The following is a 19,230-nucleotide window of genomic DNA, read 5'->3' on the forward strand; positions in this document are numbered from 1 at the left end:
ATGTGGGTGAGCCGAACCGCGGAGTCGGTGGTGTTCACCGACTGACCACCCGGGCCGCTGGAGCGATACACGTCGACGCGCAAATCGCCCTCGGGGATGTCGATGTGATCCGTCGTCTCCACCACCGGCAAGACTTCGACTTCGGCGAACGACGTCTGCCGACGGTTCTGATTGTCGAACGGGCTGATCCGCACCAGGCGGTGGGTGCCCTGCTCGACCGACAGCGTGCCGTAGCCGTAGGGCGCGTGCACCGCGAAGGTCGCGCTCTTGATCCCGGCTTCTTCGGCGTAGGACGTGTCGAACACCTCCACCGGGTAGTTGTGCTGCTCGGCCCAACGGATGTACATCCGCATCAGCATCTCGGCCCAGTCAGCGGCGTCCACACCACCAGCACCGGAGCGAATATTGACCAGCGCTTCGCGCTCGTCGTACTCGCCGGAGAGCAAGGTGCGCACTTCCAATGCCTCGATGTCGGCGTGCAGTGCCTTCAGTTCGGCGTCGGCCTCGGCTCGAGTCTCGGCTCCTGTGGCGCCGGCCTCGGCGGCCAGTTCGTAAAGCACCGGCAGGTCGTCGAGCCGCTGACGCAGGCCTTCGACGCGCCGCAACTCGCCCTGCGTATGGGAAAGCTCGCTGGTGACACGCTGCGCGCGGGCCTGGTCGTCCCACAGGTTGGGATCGGCGGCTTCGTGCTCGAGCTTGTCGATCCGGCTGCGCAGACCGTCGACGTCGATCACTCGCTCCACGGTGGTCAGCGTGGAGTCAAGAGCTGCGATCTCAGCCTGAAGGTCGGGGTCCACGCCTGATCACGTTACCGGCCGGGCGGCGCCGGCGGCGACGACGTGCTCGGCCTGACGCAGCGAGGAGGCCGAGCAATCCACCGTTGTCTGCTTCGGACGATCAGCGCGGGCGTTTAGCATCGTGGCTTATGCGCCCCTACCACGTTGCGATCGTCGGGTCGGGTCCCTCGGGATTCTTCGCGGCGGCCTCGCTGCTCAAAGCCGCCGACTCCGACGACAGATTCGACGTCGCCGTCGACATGCTCGAGATGCTCCCGACACCGTGGGGTCTGGTTCGCTCCGGGGTCGCGCCCGATCATCCGAAGATCAAGTCGATCAGCAAGCAATTCGAGAAGACTGCCGAAGACCACCGGTTCCGGTTCTTCGGCAACCTCGTGATCGGCGAACACATCCGCGCAGCGGAGCTGGCCGAGAAATACGACGCGGTGGTCTATGCGATCGGCGCCCAGGCCGACCGGCCGTTGAACATCCCCGGCGAAGATCTGCCGGGCAGCGTCGCCGCCGTCGATTTCGTCGGCTGGTACAACGCGCATCCGCACTTCGAGGCGGCCACGCCCGACCTGTCGGGCAGCCGTGCCGTGGTCATCGGCAACGGCAACGTCGCCCTCGACGTCGCGCGCATCCTGGTGACCGAACCGGACGAGCTGGCCAAGACCGACATCGCCGACCACGCGCTGGAGTCGCTGCGCCCCCGCGGCGTCCAGGAGGTGATCGTCGCCGGCCGGCGCGGCCCGCTGCAGGCCGCCTTCACCACGCTGGAGCTGCGCGAACTGGCAGACCTGGCGAACGTCGACGTGATCGTCGACCCGGCGGACTTCGAGAACATCACCGAGGAAGACGCGGCGGCCGTCGGCAAAGTGTGCCGGCAGAACATCAAAGTGCTCAAGGGTTACGTCGGTAAAGAGCCGCGCCCCAACCATCGCCGGATCGTGTTCCGCTTCCAGACCTCACCGATAGAGATCGTCGGCCAGGAACGCGTCGAGAAAATCATCTTGGGACACAACGAGCTGGTCACCGACCACAGTGGACGCGTGACCGCCAAGGACACCGGCGAGCGTGAGGAGGTGCCGGTGCAATTGGTGGTCCGCTCGGTGGGTTACCGCGGCGTTCCCACCGAGGGCCTGCCGTTTGACGAGAAAACCGGCACGATTCCCAACAGCGACGGCCGAATCGACGGCAGTCGCAATGAATATGTTGTCGGCTGGATCAAGCGCGGGCCGTCCGGGGTGATCGGAACCAACAAGAAAGACTCCCAGGACACTGTCGACACGCTGATCGCCGACCTCACCGGTGCGCCCGGCCCGGCCGACTTTGGCACCAACCATGCCGACGAGATCGCCGAATGGTTGGTCGAACGACAACCCAAACTCGTCACCGATGCGCACTGGAAGTTGATCGACGAGCACGAACGCTCAGCCGGTGAGCCCCACGGGCGGCCGCGGGTGAAGCTGCCGAACCTGACCAAGCTGCTGCATATCGGTCACGGCTGAGCCGCATCACTCGGCCGACGGCTCGGTGGGGTCGGGCGACTCCGGCGCGGGCGGGGTCTCCGGGGGCGCGAACCACCACTTGTCGGGATTGCGCTGGGAATACACCACCGGCTTCAACTCCCCCACCGCCGGCCACCGGTCGACGTCGACTGCCATCCGCTGATACACGGTGTAGTCGCTGACGGTCGGACCTTCGATCACGCCGGTGATCGTGACGTACTGTTCGCCGACGGCGTCCGGCCGCGGGCTGACACCGGTGATCAGCAGAGTTGCGTTCAGCGCGTCGTTGCCGGGCCGTTGACGAAACCACCGCGGCGCCAACAGGCCCGCGCCGATTGCGAGGAGCAACAGCACCGCGAGGATTTCCCACACGATGCCATGGTAGGTCCGCCGACGTCAGGCCGACACGGTCCGGTAGCCGGGGTGCCAATACACCTGCTTGATGCGTTCGGCCAGTTCGGCGCCGCTTCGCTTCGGGGCGACGCCCTCGGCCACCGCCTGCACCGCGACGGCCTGCGCAATCCGGACGGCCACCTCGGGCGCATCCGACCATGACGGCAGCAACGGCTGGTTCGGATCATCGAGCGCGGGCGATGCATCTCCGAGGGTGGCCGCGGCAACCCGCATCATCTCGTCGGTGACCCGCGTTGCCTGCGCGGCAGTCACGGCTAGCCCTATGGCCGGGAAGACGTAGACGTTATTGCACTGAGCCACAACGTGTTCGACGCCATCACGCTGAATCGGCGCAAAGGGGGAACCGGTGGCGATCAAGGCCCGCCCGTCGGTCCAGTGATCCAGCTCCGCCGGATGCGCCTCGGCGCGGCTGGTCGGGTTGGAGAGCGGAAAGATGATCGGCCGCTCAGTTTTAGCCGCCATCTCGCGGACAATCGCCTCGGTGAAAGCACCCGTCGCAGTGGATAATCCGAGCAGAACACCGACTTCGACATGGTGCACGACATCGGCGAGCTGAGCCGGACCCGACAGACCCCAGCCGGCCGTCCGGTCGGCGGGTTGGGCGAAGTCTCGCTGCGCGTCCGAAAGGTCGGCGCGGTCATCAGTGAGCAGCCCGACCACGTCAAGCACCCAAATTCGTTCTGCAGCATCCTGTTCCGATAGCCCCTCGGTCACCATTTCGCGGCGAATCATGTCGAGAACCCCGATGCCCGCCGAGCCCGCGCCCAACATCACGACGTGTTGCTCCGACAACGGCCGGCCGGCGACTTTCGCGGCGCCGTGCAATGCCCCGACCGTGACCGCGGCGGTGCCCTGGATGTCGTCGTTGAAGGTGAGCAACGAGTCGCGGTAGCGTCCCAGGATCGGCAGCGCGTGGGCGGTGGCGAAGTCTTCCCACTGCAGCAGGACGTTGGGCAGCGCCTTGTGCACCGCGGCGACGAAGCGGTCGATAAACGCGTAGTACTCGTCGTCGTCGATGCGGCGGTGGCGCCAGCCGAGGTAGCGCGGGTCTTGGAGCAGTTCGACGTTGTCGGTGCCCACGTCGAGCACGATCGGCAGCGTGCGGGCCGGATCGATTCCACCGATCAGCGTGTACAGCGAGAGCTTGCCGATCGGTATGCCCATGCCGCCGATGCCTTGGTCGCCCAGACCGAGAATGCGCTGACCGTCGGTCACCACGATGACGTCGACCTCGCGTTGGGGCCGGTTGTCCAGCACTTCGTCTAGCAGGTCGCGGTCGGGATAGGACACGAACAAACCCCTTGGCCGGCGGTAGATTTCGCTGAAGCGCTGGCAGGCCTCGCCGACGGTGGGCGTGTAGACAATCGGCAGCGACTCGGTGATGTGGTCGGCCAGCACCCGGTAAAAAAGTGTCTCGTTGCGATCCTGCAGGGCGCGCAGGTAGATGTGTTTGTCGAGATCGTCGCGGCGCGTCGAATATTCGTGCCAACAATGTTCGGCCTGCTCGTCTTGCGTCTTGACCGCCGTCGGCAGCAAGCCCAGCAGGCCGAGCTCACGTCGCTCGGCCTGCGAGAACGCCGTGCCCTTGGTCGTCAACGCGTCGAATAGGGCAGCTTGTCCTCGTTTTTGGTCAGGCACGGGCGGAGTCCCTTTCTGATACAACCGGCGGCTGTCATTCTGCGTCCCCGGGATGAACGGATTCGAAACGAGCCCGCGTAGGCGAGAATGCGGTGTCGACGACGACACAGACCAGCAGCGAAAGGCGAGCAGATGAGCGACGACGACCTCGCGGTGGCCGTGACCCTCGCCGACCAGGCCGATGAGGTGACGTTGGCCCGCTTCGGAGCGGTCGACCTGAAAGTCGATACCAAACCCGACCTTACGCCGGTGAGCGACGCGGATCACGCGGTCGAGACGGGCCTGCGTGCGACGCTGGCCCGGCTCCGCCCGCAAGACAGCGTTCTCGGTGAAGAATTCGGCGGCACCACCACGTTGGCCGGGCGACAGTGGATCATCGACCCGATCGACGGGACCAAGAACTTCGTACGCGGGGTCCCGGTGTGGGCCAGCCTGATCGCACTGCTCGACGACGGGGTGCCGGTGGTCGGGGTGATCAGCGCGCCTGCACTCCAGCGCCGCTGGTGGGCTTCGGCCGGCCAAGGCGCGTTCGTCGCTGTGGGCGATAAACCTGCTCGACGCATCTCGGTGTCCTCGGTGGCACAACTGGATTCGGCCAGCCTGTCGTTCTCAAGCCTGTCCGGGTGGGCCCACCTCGGCGCCCGGGACCGCTTCCTCGACCTCACCGACGAGGTCTGGCGGGTTCGCGCGTTCGGCGATTTCCTGTCCTATTGCTTCGTGGCCGAGGGCGCGGTCGACATCGCAGCCGAACCGGAGGTGTCGGTGTGGGACCTCGCGCCGCTGGACGTTCTGGTCCGCGAGGCGGGGGGCACGTTCACCAGCATCGACGGCACCGCCGGTCCGCACGGCGGCAACGCGGTGGCCTCCAATGGCCTCTTGCACAACCAGGTACTGCGGAAACTCTCCGCCAGCCTGCCACCACATGTGAGCTAGATAACAGCGGCCTTCTATCTTACTTTGGAGTAAGATAGGTTTACCGCATTGCCCCAACGAACGAGGCTGCATTCATGACAAACACTGTCACCTCCACAAACGGCTCACGAGACGGATCCAAGCAGCGCCCGAAGCGCAGCGGTGGCAAATCCGCTATCGGCGAGCAAACCCACAAGCGCACTGGCATCGACGTGGCGATCGGCTTGCTCACGCCACTCGTGGGCCAGGAGTTTCTGGATAAGTATGGCCTGCGCGACCCGCTGAATCGGACCCTGCGCTACGGCACCAAGCAGGTCTTCTCCGCTGCCGGGGCGGCCAACCGGCAGTTCAAAAAGGTCGAAAGCCTGCGCGGCGGCGCCACTCGACTCAAGACCAGCGGGAAGGACTACTACGACCTCACACCGGACGACGACCAGAAAATGATCGTCGAAACGGTCGAGGAGTTCGCCGCGGAGGTGCTGCGGCCGGCAGCTCACGACGCCGACGCCGCCACCACCTATCCCCCGGACCTGGTGAAGAAAGCCACCGAGCTGGGTATCGCCGCGATCAACATCCCCGAGGATTTCGACGGTATCGCCGCCGAGCGCTCCAGCGTCACCAATGTGCTGGTCGCCGAGGCGCTGGCCTACGGCGACATGGGCTTGGCCCTGCCGATCCTGGCGCCGGCCGGCGTCGCCGCCGCACTCACGCACTGGGGCAGCGCCGGTCAACAAGCGACCTACCTGAAGGAATTCGCCGGTGACAATGTTCCGCAGGCCTGTGTGGCGATCGCCGAGCCGCAGCCGCTCTTCGACCCGACCGCGCTGAAGACCACCGCGATCCGCACGCCGGGCGGCTACCGGCTCAACGGCGTCAAATCGCTGGTACCGGCGGCCGCCGACGCCGAATTGTTCATCGTCGCAGCCCAACTCAACGGCAAGCCGGCGCTGTTCATTGTCGAGTCGTCGAGCGACGGCCTGTCCGTCAAGGCCGACCCCAGCATGGGCATCCGCGCGGCCGCGCTCGGCCGCGTCGAACTCGACAATGTCGCGGTGCCGCTGAGTGCACGGCTGGGCGAAGACGATGCGACCGACACCGACTATTCCGAGGCCATCGCCCTGTCGCGGCTGGGCTGGGCCGCGCTGGCGGTCGGCACCTCGCACGCGGTGCTCGACTACGTCGTTCCGTACGTGAAGGAACGCGAAGCGTTCGGCGAGCCCATCGCCCACCGGCAGTCGGTCGCCTTCATGTGCGCCAACATCGCCATCGAACTCGATGGTCTGCGCCTGATCACCTGGCGCGGCGCGGCGCGGGCCGAGCAGGGCCTGCCGTTCGTCCGCGAAGCCGCGCTGGCCAAGAAGATCGGCACCGACAAGGGCATGCAGATCGGCCTGGACGGGGTGCAGTTGCTCGGTGGCCACGGGTTCACCAAAGAACACCCGGTCGAGCGTTGGTACCGCGACCTTCGAGCCATCGGAATAGCTGAGGGCGTTGTAGTCATCTAGTCGTCATCTAGCAGTCATCTAACTTCCCCCCGCCAACGAAAGACCAATCATGGCAATCAATCTGGAACTGCCCGGCAAGATGCGCGCAGTGATCGAGAAGGCCCACCAGGGCGCCGCGGAGATGATGCGGCCGATCGCGCGCAAGTACGATCTCAAGGAGCACGCCTACCCGGTGGAGCTCGACACCCTGGCCGAGCTCTACGCCGGCGCCTCGGAGGCCGGCACGCTGGACATGGCCGGCGCCAACGGACTTCGTGCCAGCGAAAACAACGGTGAAAACCGCAACGCCGCCAACATGGCTGCCGCTCTGCAAGCCTTGGAGGCCAGCTGGGGCGACGCGGCGATGCTGCTGTCGATCCCCTTCCAGGGCCTGGGTAACGCGGCGGTGTCCGCTGTCGCCACCGACGAGCAACTGAACCGGCTGGGCCGGGTCTGGGCCGCCATGGCGATCACCGAGCCGGGATTCGGCTCCGACTCCGCGGCGGTGACCACGACCGCGAAGCTAGACGGCGACGAGTACGTGATCAACGGCGAGAAGATCTACGTCACCGCCGGCTCGCGAGCCACCCACATCGTGGTCTGGGCGACACTGGACAAGTCGAAAGGCCGGGCGGCCATCAAGTCGTTCATCGTGCCGCGCGAGCACCCCGGCGTCACGGTCGAGCGGCTGGAGAACAAGCTGGGCATCAAGGGCTCCGACACCGCTGCGATCCGCTTCGAGAACTGCCGGATCCCCAAGGACAACTTGCTGGGTAATCCCGAAATCGAGCCGGGCAAGGGCTTTTCCGGTGTCATGGAGACCTTCGACAACACCCGGCCGGTGGTCGCCGCGATGGCCGTCGGGATTGCCCGCGCGACGCTGGAGGAGCTGCGCAAAATCCTGACCAGCGCCGGCGTAGATATCTCCTACGACAAGCCTGCCCAGGTGCAGAGCGCCGCCGCCGCGGAATTCCTGCGGATGGAGGCCGAGTGGGAGTCTGCCTACCAGCTGACCCTGCGTGCGGCCTGGCAGGCCGACAACAACATCCCCAACTCCAAAGAGGCGTCGATGTCGAAGGCCAAGGCCGGCCGGGTGGGCAGCGACATCACCCTCAAGGCGGTCGAATTGGCCGGCACCATCGGCTATTCCGAAGAGACGCTGCTGGAGAAGTGGGCCCGCGACTCGAAGATCATGGACATCTTCGAAGGCACCCAGCAGATCCAGCAATTGGTGGTCGCGCGCCGCCTGCTGGGCCTGTCGTCGTCTGAGTTGAAGTAGGCGCGGCCGCTCAGGCGGCAATGAGCTTGAGCGGCAGACGTTCGTGCCGCCGAATGATGTTGTTGATGGCCCACGTTGGCGGTGCGGTCAGCTCGATCCGATCCACGCGATCAGCCAACGCGCGCAACATCGCCTCGGTTTCCAGGCGGGCCAATCCCTGCCCCGCGCAGGCGTGGGCACCGTGGCCGAAGCCCAGTTGGCGGGTGGCGTCGCGTCGGACATCGAACACGTCGGGTTGGTCCCATTCCAACTGGTCGCGATTGGCCGAGGCGTAGATCACCAGGACGCGTGTCCCAGCCGGGAGCGTGGCTTCGCCAACGATGTTCTTCCGAGCGGCTTTTCGCGCGAAGGCGCGCACCGGCGACTCGTAGCGGACGACTTCGTTGACGGCGTTCGGAATCAGATCCCGATTGCCCTTCAGGATCTCCCATTGCTCCGGGAGCATCGCGAACAATTGCAGCGCACTGGAGATCGCGCTGATCGTGGTGTCCAACGAGGGAGCCATGTAGTCGACCATCAGCGGCGGGCATTCGCGGCGCGGCAGCCTCCCGTCGTCGACCGCGGTCAGAACGTCGTGACCCAGGCTGCCTTCGATCACGTTGCGGTGGCGAACGACGCGGCGCGCGAAGCGCAGCATCTGGACACTCGACGGAGATGCTCTGAGCCACTGCCGATTCAGCGGACCCAGGATGTCGAATGTCGCCCCGGCCCAGGTGAGGAGATGCTCGCGCTGGTCGCGCGGCCACCCGACCAGGTCTGGCACCACCGCCAACGGCAGCGCGGTCGCGAGGTCTGCCACGCCGTCGATCTCGCCCTTAGCCAGCGCGGCGTCGACAACTTGAGCGGCCTGCTCGTCCACGCTGTCGCTGATGGCGCGCAACGCCCTCGGTAGCATCCGGTGCGCCACAAGTTTGCGCCGCAGGCTGTGCTCGGCGCCGTCGCTGGCCAGTGTCGTGCCGCGGGAAAGTCGATTGCTGATGGGATTGAGCGCTACCGCGTTGGCGGAGAGAAACGTCTTGTCGTCGCGCAGCACAGCCTTGCACTCGCCGAACCGAGGCAACGCGTACACCCGCTGCTTCGGCAGCCACACCACGGGACCCAGTTCGCGAAGCCGGGCGTAGTGCGGATGCGGGTCGACAATGGCCTCGGTCGCGTAGATGTCCGGTCGGTAGACCGGTATTCCGGCGGGCGCACGACGCATCACGCGTACCTCACCACGTTGCGTTGGGAACCGAGGTCGATCGCTCCGTCGTCGGTGGCAACCGCAGCTTCGACAATGTCGCCGTCCTGCAAGTACTTCCGATTCTTGGCCTGGCGGCTGAAGAACGCCTTCCACTTGACGGCGGGCGGCAGCAGCGAGCCGATGATTTCGATCGGCTTGGGCGGTGCGCTGAGCGCGGTGCCCACCGGGGTTCCGGTCAAGACGACATCACCCGGGTCCAGACGTTGAAACCGGGCCAGGCCCTGTAACGCTTGAACCGGCGGATAGATCATGTCGCCGACGACGATGGCGTTCTGGCGGAGTTCGCCGTTGACCCGTAGCTGAAGACGCAAGTCGCCGAAGCGCTTGAGCTCATCGGCGTCCAGCAGCACCAGCGCCGGACCGGCCGGCGTGAACGTCGGATACGACTTCGACTCGTAGAACTGGGTTTTGGGGAGCTGGACATCCCGGGCTGACACGTCGTTGGTTACCACCAGACCGGCGATGTAGTCGGCCAGGTTCGCCTCGGAGATCTCGGTGCCGACCGGGATCTCGCGACCGATCACCAGACCGATCTCGACCTCGTAGTCCAGGAACCGGACGTGCGACGGCTTGACGATGTCGTCGGACGGCCCGGCGATGGACCCGGATGCCTTGCGGAAGAACGTGAGTGGAATCGACGTGGGGTCCATGCCGGCGTCTTCGACGTGCGAGGCGAAGTTGGTCATCTGTGCCACCACTCGGCACGGCGCGGTCAGCGGCGAGAGCAGTGCGAGGCTCTCGACGGGTACCGCGGCGGAACCCGACGCGGCCGCGGTGACGGCGGCGCGGTCGGCCAGGAGTCCCGCCGTCGTGGTGGCGTCGGTGTCGACCTTGACGGCCCCGGCCGCCGTGGTGACCCACCAGGCGTCGGCGGTGCGCAGGATCGAAAGGGTCATGACGTGGCTACTTTCATCAGGCCGATCAGGCGACGGACGTCGAATTCGTTGTCTGCGCGCAGCGCGCCGATCATCGACCGCGCTTCGTGGGGCAGGGATCGCGGGTTGGTCCCCAAGAAGTCCTTGGTGACCGGCGGGCCCCACTGGGCCAAGCCGGATCCGGTGAACGGCGCCCAGCCGGGTTCCAGCGTGCAGTCGAACATGTCTCCGTCGATGAAATGTTCGACCAGGAATCCGTCGGGGTCGCGCCAGTAGTCAAAGATCTGGCTGCCCTGGATATGTCTGCCGATCCCCCAGCTGCGTTGGTAGCCGGAGTCTTTCAGGTATTCTCCGCCGGCAGCGAGGGCGTCGAGGTCGCACACCTGGTACGCCGAGTGGACGTACCGGTTGGTCGGCCCCAGAGCGAGCGCGACCGTGTGGTGGTCGGCCAGGGTCTGGCCACGGTCGCAGCGCATGAAGCTCATCGTCGGCCCGAGATCGCGCTGACCGGGAAAGAACAGGAAGTCGCTGACGATCATGCCGAGTTGGTCGAGATACCAATTCAGCGACTCGCGATACTTGGTCGTCTGCAACACGACATGTCCGAGTCGCTGAATCCGCGCGGGTTGCCGTGGTGGCCGCTGAGCCGTGTTGGCGCGCAGAACTTCCGCGCCGACGTTGAACGTCGCCGCCGACTGGGCCGGGAGTGCGGCGAGTCGACGAACACCCGCGACCACGCGAACCGGCATCCCGCTGGGATCGGTCAGATCGGCCGCGAGACCGCCGATCGCATCGGGTAAGGCGCGTGGCTGCGTGCCGTTGGCGGTGGCCAGTCGTCGCACGTCGGCCTCGTCGCCTGCCGCGAACGCCGTACCGACGAAGCGCGATGTCGCCCCGCGGCGCATCAGCACACACGGCGCGCCCGCGTCACTGCCGCGCAGATACAGCTCGTCACCTTTGCGCGACACGGTCGTGAAGCCGAACGCCTGCGCAAATGCCTCGGCGCGCACCAGATCCGGCTTCTGGAATTCCAGCCAGGCCAGGTCATGGACTTTGATCACCGGATTCAGTGACCGCCCCGGGTGCTCACCGCGGCGGGCGCCGTGCTCGCTGTGCAGATCCGCGTGGGCCGTCATGTTTTCCCTTACTGACCTTCCGTGATCAACCGCAGCGCGGTCTCGTACAACGCGCGGGCGTGCAACTCGAAGAGGGCGATCAGATCCACTGCGTCGCCGCCGATCTCCTTGGCGATGAAGAGTCCGTCGGCGCCGGCCATGGCATAGGTGACGAGTTGAGAAATGTGAGCCTCGGTGAGATCTGGCCCTAGCTCACGGATGGTTTCGGCCAACTGGTCACAGGTCTGGGCGCGCGTCTGAATGAACATCGCGCGGGCGCGCGGCTCGACCGGGCGGCGCTCCAGGGCCAACATCAGGCCCAGCCGGATGAAGTCGGGTGAGTCGAGCAGTGCCTTCGCAATCTGGATGGCCATGTCCGCCAAGCGATCTAGGACGGCGCCGTCATCGGGCACCTGCCATGCCGCGAGCCAGTCGGCGAAACTGCGCTCGATGACCGCCGCGATGAGGTCGTCCTTGTTCGTGAAATGCCAGTAAATGGAACTGGCCGGCAGCCCGCACTTGGCACTGACCAGCGCGATGCTCGTACCTTCATAGCCGCGCTCGGCAGCGATCTCGCTAGCGGCGTCGAGGATGCGCTCCCGCGACAGCTCGCCGTCGGCGCGTTTGCGCCGTGCCGGCTGCTCTTTCTTCGGCAACGCCGCCCCCTTGACTCTGTAGTGATCGCTACATTAGCGTAACGATCACTACAGAACAACCCCTCGACGACTAGAGACCACCGTGACCAGTTCCGAGACGTACGACGTGGCCGTCATCGGCTACGGTCCGACGGGCGCGACCGCCGCGAATATTCTGGGCCAATTTGGCCTGAAAGTGCTTGTCGTTGAGCGTGATTCGGATGTTTACAATCGCGCCAGAGCTGTCTCCACCGATGAAGAGGTCATGCGGATATGGCAGTCCGTCGGGCTGGACGAGCGGCTGCAGCGCGACATGCTGCCCGATCGGCCGCTGACCTTCGTAGACCGCCACGGCGTGCCGTTCATCGATGTGAAGGTCACCCCCCGCGGGACCGGGCATCCGCCGCAGCAATTCTTGTACCAGCCGGCGGTCGACCAGGTTCTGCGCGAGGGCGTCGCGCGATTCGCCAAGGTCGAGGTGCTGCTGGAACACGAATGCCTGCGCGTTCATTCCCAGCAAGACCGCGTCGAGCTGATGCTCGCCGACCTGCGGACCGACACGTTGAAGCGGGTGCACGCGAGCTACGTCATCGCTGCCGACGGGGGCTCGTCGCCGACGCGGGGCCAGCTCGGAGTCGGCTACACCGGGCGGACCTACAGTGAACGCTGGGTTGTCATCGACACCAAGGTGAAGAACGAGTGGGACGGCCACGACCGGTTGCGCTTTCATTGCAACCCGGACCGACCGACCGTCGACTGTCCGACGCCTTTGGGCCATCACCGATGGGAATACCCGGCGCGGACAGCCGAACTCGAACAAGACCTACTCCAGCACGAGAGTATCTGGAAGGTCCTCAACGATCAGGGCATCACCGACGCCCACGTCGACATCCTGCGTGCGGTGATCTACAGCCACCACGTCCGCGTCGCGGACAGGTGGCGGGTCGGCCGGATATTTCTCGCCGGCGACGCCGCCCACGCAATGCCACCGTGGATCGGGCAAGGCATGTCGGCTGGCGTCCGCGATGCCGCCAACCTGTGCTGGAAGCTGGCCGCCGTCGCGAAGGGGCACGCGCCGGAGTCGCTGCTCGACTCGTACCAAACCGAGCGAAAACCTCACGTGACCGAGCTGACGCGGCGGGCCTGTCGCACGGGCCGGATGATCACCGAACGCAATCGCGCAGTTGCCGTGGTACGAAATCATCTACTACGTAACATTTTGAGGATCCCCGCAGTGAACGCCGGGCTGGACAAATTTGCCTGGTTACCTGCCGCGCGATACCGGCGGGGCTTCCTCAGTTCGGGACGCCACCGCGCGGTGGGCTGGCAGATTCCGCAACCGTGGGTGACCGACGCCGCGGGAGCGAAGGTCCGCTTCGACGAGGTGCTCGGCGGACGGTGGGCCGTCGTGCACGTCGGACCGCCGCCCGACGGCGCGCAGGCCTGGTCCAAGCTCGGGGTCCCGACGATCCCGATCGTCGAACCCACCCTCGTCCGCTGGCTACGCCGGAAGAAGGTCGCCGCCGCGGTGTTGCGGCCGGATGGATTCATCTACGCCGCAGCCGGATCCGAGCATCCGCTGCCACGACCACCCGCCGGCTACGCGATGTCCAGCTCGAGCAGAACCGTGGCCAACGCATGACCACAGCGAGCTTGCTCGAGCGGACCGTCACCTTGGCCGGCAAGCCGATCTTCTTCGCCGAGGCGGCACGATGACGCCGTCGGGCTTTTAATGGGAAGTCGGCTGGAATCCGATCGTCGTCAACGAGAACCCCTGGGGCTCCGACTTCCCGTTCGCACCGACTGCGGCGGGACAACTTTTCGCGGCCGGGCTGGAGACCTACCCAGGACTCGAAGCGCCGCCTCGTGCCGCCATCGAGCGCAGCAACGTTTTGGCGCTGTTCCTCCGGCTCGGCGCTGCGCCGCAACCCATTTCGCGGTCACCCGCGCAACGCGTCCGTCATATCGTCAGCCGCTTCGTGCTACGCGGGGTCGCTCGGCTGGCCAGCGCGAAATAGCCGTTCGCCTGATTCACGGACTCGCCTTTCAGACCGAGAATCTGCGCGAGGCGAAAAGGCGGCATGCGCGGCGCTTCCCTGGCTGAGCGGATTGTCGTGGCCGGAGGCGTGTAAAGATTCCGCTCACAGTATGTTTGACGCGCTCCGCCAGCACGAGAACGTCACGCCGCTGCTCGCAGCCGATGTGCCGATCGGACCGAACGCCCAGGCTGGACGGGAACGAATGATCGCGTTCTTGTTGGACAACGGATTTCCGCCCTCGCTGGCAGCGCGGTGCTATGCGACGTTGGCCCGCTACGCCTTGGGCTTCGCCATTCAGCGCAACAACAGTCGGGGCGATGTCGACGACGCGAAGCTCGCCGCGGTGTTCCATGATCTCGACCCCGGATCACCTTCCGGTGCCCTCGGAGGTCGAGTTTGCCTTCGGACTGGAGCTGATCGTCGACGGACTGAGCCAGGCGCTTCAGCGCGAGAAGCGACCACGCGGGAAGAGCTCTGCCCAACGGGGCTAACGTCAAGCACAAGCGACGTTCAAACGGAGGTGGCATGCGCGCAGCACAACTGACTCGGCTCGAGGGCCCGGAAGCGGTCGAGGTCGGTGAGATCGACGAACCGACCGGCGACGGAGTGATCGTCGACGTACACGCGGCCGGCGCGGCCTTCCCCGACGCCTTGCTGACCCGCGGCCTCTACCAGTACCGCCCGGATCCGCCGTTCGTGCTGGGCGCCGAGATCGCCGGCGTGGTGCGGTCGGCCCCGGCGGATGCGCACGTGCAGGCCGGTGACCGCGTGGTCGGCCTGACCATGCTCACCGGCGGCATGGCCGAGGTCGCGGTGCTGCAGCCCGACCGGGTGTTCAAGCTGCCGGACAACGTGAGCTTCACCGCAGGTGCGGGCCTGCTGTTCAACGACCTGACGATGTACTTCGCGCTGACCACCCGCGGTCGGCTACAGGAGGGCGAGTCGGTGTTGGTGCACGGCGCCGCCGGCGGGATCGGCACATCGACGCTGCGGCTGGCAAAAGTCCTCGGTGCGTCCAAGATCATCGCGGTGGTCAGCACCGACGAGAAAGGCGACATCGCGCGCGCAGCGGGTGCGACCGATGTCGTGCTGGCCGACGGTTTCAAAGACGCCGCCAAGGAACTGACCGGCGGCCGCGGCGTCGACATGGTGGTCGACCCAGTCGGCGGCGACCGGTTCACCGATTCGCTGCGGTCATTGGCGCCGGGCGGCCGGTTGCTCGTGATCGGTTTCACCGGCGGCGAAATCCCCACGGTAAAAGTGAATCGGTTGCTGCTGAACAACATTGACGTGGTCGGGGTCGGTTGGGGGGCCTGGGCGGGAGCCCATCCCGATGCGCTGGCTGAGCAGTGGGCCGATCTGGAGGAGCTGCTGGCCTCCGGCAAGCTGGCGCCCCCCGAGCCGGTCGTCTATCCGCTGGAGGACGCCGCCGCCGCGATCGCCTCGCTGGAGAACCGCACCGCGAAGGGAAAGGTCGTTGTCCGCGTGCGGGATTGACCTCGTCTCGATCCGCGACACTTAAACGTCACCGAGGACACGCCGCAGCTGTGCGCACTGGTTTACGTCTCGGTCGACTTACGCCCCGGACTCAGCTGGCGGCCAAATTGAATGCGCTCACAGACGGCGCCGGGCCGCGACGATGATCTCGGTGACCCTTGTGAGCATCAAGAACAAAAAGTAAAGTTACTTTTGGTTTAGCCGCTCAGGCCGCCGCCGCAACCCTGGAGCCGCCATGGAATCCTTCATTCACCTGCGCAAAGGCAAGACCCCGCGCCGCTTACACGCCGATCTCGACGGTCTGAAGGACGACGAACTGGGCCGCGGCGGCTTCACCGGCCGCACCGCGAACCTTTACCGCCGCAACGACCCCACCGCCTACCGGGCCGAGGGGCCGCTGCGCCCGATCGACGTGCTGTCCGACGAACTCAAACCGAGCGACACCACCGACGCCGACGGCGGGCCGCTGCTGCTGTTCAGCAACGCGGACTGCCGGATCTCGCTGTCGCGCCGCGGGCAGCCGATGCCATTCTTTGCCCGACACGTCGACGGTGACCTGCTGTGCTTCGTACATCACGGGGAAGGCCTGCTGCAGACCGAGTTCGGGCCGCTGCGCTACCGCGCCGGCGACTGGGTGTACCTGCCCAAAGCATGCACCTGGCGTCAGGTGCCCAACGCCGAGACGACGTTGTTGATGATCGAGGCCACCGACGAGTTCCACACTCCCCCGCCGGGTTCGCTGGGCCGTCACTTTCCGTTCGACCCGTCGCAAGCCGTGATCCCCGAGCCAGAGCCGATCGACGACGATGGCCGCGACGAGTACCGCGTCCGGCTGATCCACGAGGGCGGCCCGACAACGCTTGTCTACCGGCACAATCCGCTCGACGTCGAAGGATGGCGCGGCGACAACTTTGCGTTCACGTTCAACATCGCCGACTACAACGTGGTGACCTCTGACAGCGTTCATCTACCCCCCACCGTGCACCTGTTCATGCAAGCGACCGGCGTCTACGTGATGAACTTCCTGCCCAAGCCCGCCGAAGGCGTGCCGGGCACCGAACGCACCCCCTGGTATCACCGCAACGTCGACTACGACGAGATCGCATTCTTCCACGGCGGCTCGCTGTACGGCATCCCGATGCCACCGGGTCTGATTTCCCATGCGCCGCAGGGTGTTCACCACGGTGCGCCGGAGAGGGCACGCGAGCGGGCCCGTCGAAAATTCGACGAGCACTCGCGCGTCGACTGGCAGGTCATCGCCATCGACACCCGTCGCCGGCTCACCCCGTCAGCCGAAGTGCTGGCGCATGACCTAGGACAGCATTGATGAAGCACGAGTACGAACGCATCCCCTATCTGGTTGCGTTCAAGAACAATTCCGGTGTCCGGGACGTCTACGGCGGGCTGGCCGAGATCACTGTGCTGGAAAGCTACCTGCTCAGGCCGACAGACACGCCCTCGGACACTGTGCTGATGTTCATGCACCCGATCGGTGGCGGCGCGTATCTGCCGATGATCAACGCGCTGGCCCGCGCCGGCCACCATGTCATCTACTGCAACAGCCGGTTCCGGGGCACCGACTCGGCGCTGCTGATGGAGAAGGTGGTCGAGGATCTCGGCGCCGCCATCACCGACGCCAAGGAGCGACTGGGTTACCGCAAGGTGGTGCTGGCCGGCTGGAGCGGCGGCGGTTCACTGTCGGTGTTCTACCAACAGCAGGCCCAGCATGCGACCGTCACCTCGAGTCCGTCGGGCGACGGGCCCGACCTCACCAAGCTCGACCTGCCGGCCGCCGACGGAATCATGCTGCTGGCCGCGCACATCAGCCGGCACGGCACGCTGACCGAATGGCTCGACGCGTCGATCCTCGACGAGTCGGATCCGACCAAACGTGACCCGGAACTGGACCTGTACAACCCGGACAACCCCAACCAGCCGCCCTACAGCGACGAGTTCCTGGTTCGCTACCGGCAGGCGCAGATCGACCGCAATCGCCGAATCACCGCCTGGGTCAAGAACAAACTCGCCGAGCTGAGATCCAGCGGGCGCGTGCACGACGAGTTCGCCTTCGTCGTGCACGGCACCATGGCCGACCCGCGCTGGCTCGATCCGGCCGTCGATCCCAACGAACGGCTTCCGGGAACGTGCTACCTGGGCGATCCTGCAGTGGTGAACATGAGCCCGGTTGGCCTGGCACGCTTTTGCACACTGCGCAGTTGGCTCTCACAGTGGAGTTACGACGACGCGCACGGCGACGGGATCGCCTGCGGACGGGACATCGCGGTGCCGGCGCTGGTGATCGGTAACCTGGCCGACGATGCCTGCACCCCCGAGCACACCCGCCGACTCTTCGAGGCGATCGGCCATCCGGACAAGGAGATCCAGGAAATCCACGGTGCCACCCACTACTACGCCGGAGCCGACCAGCGCGACAAGCTCCGCGAAGCGGTCACCATCGTCACCGATTGGCTTGAGCGTCACGATTTCACGGGGGCGCAATGACCGGCGCCTTGGACGGCATCCGGGTGCTCGAGTTGGGCACCCTGATCGCCGGGCCGTTCGCCAGCCGGCTGCTCGGCGACATGGGCGCCGACGTCATCAAGATCGAGCCGCCGGGCGCCCCGGACCCGCTACGCACTTGGGGCCAAGCCGAGGTCGACGGGCACCACGTGTTCTGGACCGTGCACGCCCGCAACAAACGAGCCGTCACTTTGGACCTGCGCCAGCCGCGTGGCCGCGAGCTGTTCCTCGATCTCGTCGAGAAGTCCGACATCGTGGTGGAGAACTTTCGTCCGGGCACGCTGGAGAAGTGGGGACTGGGTTACGACGTTCTCAGTCAACGTAATTCGGGCATCATCCTGGTCCGGGTGTCGGGCTACGGGCAGACCGGGCCCGACGCGCACAAGGCCGGCTACGCTTCGGTCGCGGAGGCCTCCAGCGGTCTGCGGCACCTCAACGGGTTTCCGGGCGGGCCACCACCACGGCTGGCGCTCTCGCTGGGCGACAGCCTGGCCGGCATGTTCGGCGCGCAGGGTGCGCTGGCTGCACTGTATCGCCGCAGCGTCACCGGCCACGGTCAAGTCGTCGACGTCGCGCTTACCGAATCCTGCTTGGCCGTGCAGGAATCCACCATTCCGGACTACGACGCCGGCGGTGTGGTGCGCGGTCCGTCCGGCACCCGCCTGGAAGGCATTGCGCCGTCGAACATCTACCGCAGCGCCGACGGCTCGTGGGTGGTGATCGCGGCCAACCAGGACACCGTGTTCGCCCGGCTGTGCACCGCGATGGAACGACCCGAGCTGGCCACCGACCAGCGGTTCGCCAATCACGGTGCCCGCGGCCGCAATCAAGACGAACTCGACCAGATCATCGGCGATTGGGCGGCGGTGCGTCAGCCTGACGAGATCATCGACACCCTCAGCGCGGCCGGCGTGATCGCCGGCCCGATCAACACCGTCGCCGACGTGGTCGCCGATCCGCAACTGCGGGCCCGCGGCATGCTGGTCGAGCATCACGACGAACGCCTCGGCCGGCCGGTGCTGGGGCCCGGGATCGTTCCGGTGCTGTCGGAATCACCGGGCAGCGTCCGCACCGCCGGCCCGGCGCGACCAGGTCAGCACAACGACGATGTCTACCGCGGGCTGCTCGGCAAGAGCGCCGAAGTCCTCGAGAAGCTACGCACTGAGGGGGTGTTGTGAAGACCCACGTCACCATTCGCGAGGTGGCGCTGCGCGACGGGTTGCAGATCGAGAAGCCAATCCCGTTGTCGGCCAAGCTGGAACTGCTGGCCGCCGTGGCCGCCACCGGGGTGC

The 19,230-nt window shown here is 66.1% G+C and carries 17 protein-coding genes and 1 pseudogene; 11 read left to right on the forward strand and 7 right to left on the reverse strand.

The window, feature by feature from the left end; all coding sequences use genetic code 11:
- Positions 1-797 (reverse strand): PCRF domain-containing protein (locus tag AC2VOG_RS04825; protein ID WP_486938782.1); only part of this gene is annotated, 797 nt, incomplete at its 3' end.
- A gap of 128 nt (positions 798-925) precedes the next feature.
- Here AC2VOG_RS04825 and AC2VOG_RS04830 point away from each other — a divergent pair.
- Positions 926-2,287: an FAD-dependent oxidoreductase gene (locus tag AC2VOG_RS04830; RefSeq protein WP_486938783.1), complete on the forward strand. Its 1,362-nt coding sequence runs from the start codon at positions 926-928 to the stop codon at positions 2,285-2,287.
- Between the two features lie 6 nt (positions 2,288-2,293).
- On the opposite strand, the gene AC2VOG_RS04835 is transcribed toward AC2VOG_RS04830, so the two are convergent.
- A complete protein-coding gene (locus AC2VOG_RS04835) occupies positions 2,294-2,659 on the reverse strand; it encodes a hypothetical protein (RefSeq protein WP_486938784.1) in 366 nt (121 codons plus the stop codon).
- Between the two features lie 24 nt (positions 2,660-2,683).
- Positions 2,684-4,339 (reverse strand): NAD-dependent malic enzyme, encoded by a 1,656-nt coding sequence (locus AC2VOG_RS04840; protein ID WP_486938785.1) that lies wholly within the window; start codon positions 4,337-4,339, stop codon positions 2,684-2,686.
- Positions 4,340-4,471: 132 nt separating this feature from the next.
- Here AC2VOG_RS04840 and hisN point away from each other — a divergent pair, with 132 nt between their 5' ends.
- From hisN to AC2VOG_RS04855, 3 genes are all read left to right on the forward strand, one after another.
- Positions 4,472-5,272: a histidinol-phosphatase gene (gene hisN, locus AC2VOG_RS04845; RefSeq protein WP_486938786.1), complete on the forward strand. Its 801-nt coding sequence runs from the start codon at positions 4,472-4,474 to the stop codon at positions 5,270-5,272.
- Positions 5,273-5,346: 74 nt separating this feature from the next.
- Positions 5,347-6,756: an acyl-CoA dehydrogenase family protein gene (locus AC2VOG_RS04850; protein WP_486938787.1), complete on the forward strand. Its 1,410-nt coding sequence runs from the start codon at positions 5,347-5,349 to the stop codon at positions 6,754-6,756.
- Positions 6,757-6,805: 49 nt separating this feature from the next.
- Positions 6,806-8,014: an acyl-CoA dehydrogenase family protein gene (locus AC2VOG_RS04855; RefSeq protein ID WP_486938788.1), complete on the forward strand. Its 1,209-nt coding sequence runs from the start codon at positions 6,806-6,808 to the stop codon at positions 8,012-8,014.
- Between the two features lie 10 nt (positions 8,015-8,024).
- Here the strand turns inward: AC2VOG_RS04855 and AC2VOG_RS04860 are convergent, their stop codons facing one another.
- The 4 genes from AC2VOG_RS04860 to AC2VOG_RS04875 are packed head-to-tail and all read right to left on the reverse strand — an operon-like array spanning position 8,025 to position 11,903.
- Positions 8,025-9,215 carry a cytochrome P450 gene (locus AC2VOG_RS04860; protein WP_486938789.1) on the reverse strand — a complete coding sequence of 397 codons (1,191 nt, stop codon included), beginning with the start codon at positions 9,213-9,215 and terminating at the stop codon, positions 8,025-8,027.
- Entirely contained in the window at positions 9,215-10,153 is a 939-nt protein-coding gene (locus tag AC2VOG_RS04865; RefSeq protein WP_486938790.1) for a fumarylacetoacetate hydrolase family protein, read from the reverse strand. The genes AC2VOG_RS04860 and AC2VOG_RS04865 overlap by 1 nt, the downstream gene beginning before the upstream one ends.
- The gene (locus AC2VOG_RS04870) at positions 10,150-11,268 is read right to left on the reverse strand and encodes a VOC family protein (protein WP_486938791.1); all 1,119 of its coding nucleotides are present in this window, start codon (positions 11,266-11,268) and stop codon (positions 10,150-10,152) included. The genes AC2VOG_RS04865 and AC2VOG_RS04870 overlap by 4 nt, the downstream gene beginning before the upstream one ends.
- Positions 11,269-11,276: 8 nt before the next feature.
- Positions 11,277-11,903 (reverse strand): TetR family transcriptional regulator, encoded by a 627-nt coding sequence (locus AC2VOG_RS04875; RefSeq protein ID WP_486938792.1) that lies wholly within the window; start codon positions 11,901-11,903, stop codon positions 11,277-11,279.
- 82 nt (positions 11,904-11,985) lie between these two features.
- On the opposite strand from AC2VOG_RS04875, the gene AC2VOG_RS04880 reads away from it, so the two are divergent.
- From AC2VOG_RS04880 to AC2VOG_RS04910, 7 genes and pseudogenes are all read left to right on the forward strand, one after another.
- Positions 11,986-13,524 (forward strand): bifunctional 3-(3-hydroxy-phenyl)propionate/3-hydroxycinnamic acid hydroxylase, encoded by a 1,539-nt coding sequence (locus tag AC2VOG_RS04880; RefSeq protein ID WP_486938793.1) that lies wholly within the window; start codon positions 11,986-11,988, stop codon positions 13,522-13,524.
- Between the two features lie 224 nt (positions 13,525-13,748).
- On the forward strand, positions 13,749-14,465 hold the full coding sequence (locus tag AC2VOG_RS04885) for a TetR/AcrR family transcriptional regulator C-terminal domain-containing protein (protein WP_486938794.1): 717 nt from the start codon (positions 13,749-13,751) through the stop codon (positions 14,463-14,465).
- On the forward strand, positions 14,447-15,418 hold the full coding sequence (locus AC2VOG_RS04890; RefSeq protein WP_486938795.1) for an NADPH:quinone oxidoreductase family protein: 972 nt from the start codon (positions 14,447-14,449) through the stop codon (positions 15,416-15,418). The genes AC2VOG_RS04885 and AC2VOG_RS04890 overlap by 19 nt, the downstream gene beginning before the upstream one ends.
- A gap of 235 nt (positions 15,419-15,653) precedes the next feature.
- The gene (locus tag AC2VOG_RS04895; RefSeq protein WP_486938796.1) at positions 15,654-16,745 is read left to right on the forward strand and encodes a homogentisate 1,2-dioxygenase; all 1,092 of its coding nucleotides are present in this window, start codon (positions 15,654-15,656) and stop codon (positions 16,743-16,745) included.
- Entirely contained in the window at positions 16,745-17,920 is a 1,176-nt protein-coding gene (locus tag AC2VOG_RS04900) for an alpha/beta hydrolase family protein (protein ID WP_486938797.1), read from the forward strand. Before AC2VOG_RS04895 ends, AC2VOG_RS04900 begins: the two co-directional genes overlap by 1 nt.
- Positions 17,917-19,116, forward strand: a complete 1,200-nt coding sequence (locus tag AC2VOG_RS04905) for a CaiB/BaiF CoA transferase family protein (RefSeq protein WP_486938798.1) — start codon at positions 17,917-17,919, stop codon at positions 19,114-19,116. The genes AC2VOG_RS04900 and AC2VOG_RS04905 overlap by 4 nt, the downstream gene beginning before the upstream one ends.
- Positions 19,113-19,230: pseudogene (locus tag AC2VOG_RS04910) on the forward strand (hydroxymethylglutaryl-CoA lyase); the annotation flags it as partial. The gene AC2VOG_RS04905 and the pseudogene AC2VOG_RS04910, both read left to right, overlap by 4 nt.

The sequence above is a fragment of the Mycobacterium sp. TH-M11 genome (assembly GCF_057473725.1).

Excerpts from the sequence above, each read along its gene's own strand:
- AC2VOG_RS04830 (WP_486938783.1), top strand. The coding sequence starts at position 926 with ATGCGCCCCTACCACGTTGCGATCGTCGGGTCGGGTCCCTCGGGATTC.
- hisN (WP_486938786.1), top strand. The coding sequence starts at position 4,472 with ATGAGCGACGACGACCTCGCGGTGGCCGTGACCCTCGCCGACCAGGCC.
- AC2VOG_RS04850 (WP_486938787.1), top strand. The coding sequence starts at position 5,347 with ATGACAAACACTGTCACCTCCACAAACGGCTCACGAGACGGATCCAAG.
- AC2VOG_RS04855 (WP_486938788.1), top strand. The coding sequence starts at position 6,806 with ATGGCAATCAATCTGGAACTGCCCGGCAAGATGCGCGCAGTGATCGAG.
- AC2VOG_RS04860 (WP_486938789.1), bottom strand. The coding sequence starts at position 9,215 with ATGCGTCGTGCGCCCGCCGGAATACCGGTCTACCGACCGGACATCTAC.
- AC2VOG_RS04865 (WP_486938790.1), bottom strand. The coding sequence starts at position 10,153 with ATGACCCTTTCGATCCTGCGCACCGCCGACGCCTGGTGGGTCACCACG.
- AC2VOG_RS04870 (WP_486938791.1), bottom strand. The coding sequence starts at position 11,268 with ATGACGGCCCACGCGGATCTGCACAGCGAGCACGGCGCCCGCCGCGGT.
- AC2VOG_RS04890 (WP_486938795.1), top strand. The coding sequence starts at position 14,447 with ATGCGCGCAGCACAACTGACTCGGCTCGAGGGCCCGGAAGCGGTCGAG.
- AC2VOG_RS04895 (WP_486938796.1), top strand. The coding sequence starts at position 15,654 with ATGGAATCCTTCATTCACCTGCGCAAAGGCAAGACCCCGCGCCGCTTA.
- AC2VOG_RS04900 (WP_486938797.1), top strand. The coding sequence starts at position 16,745 with ATGAAGCACGAGTACGAACGCATCCCCTATCTGGTTGCGTTCAAGAAC.
- AC2VOG_RS04905 (WP_486938798.1), top strand. The coding sequence starts at position 17,917 with ATGACCGGCGCCTTGGACGGCATCCGGGTGCTCGAGTTGGGCACCCTG.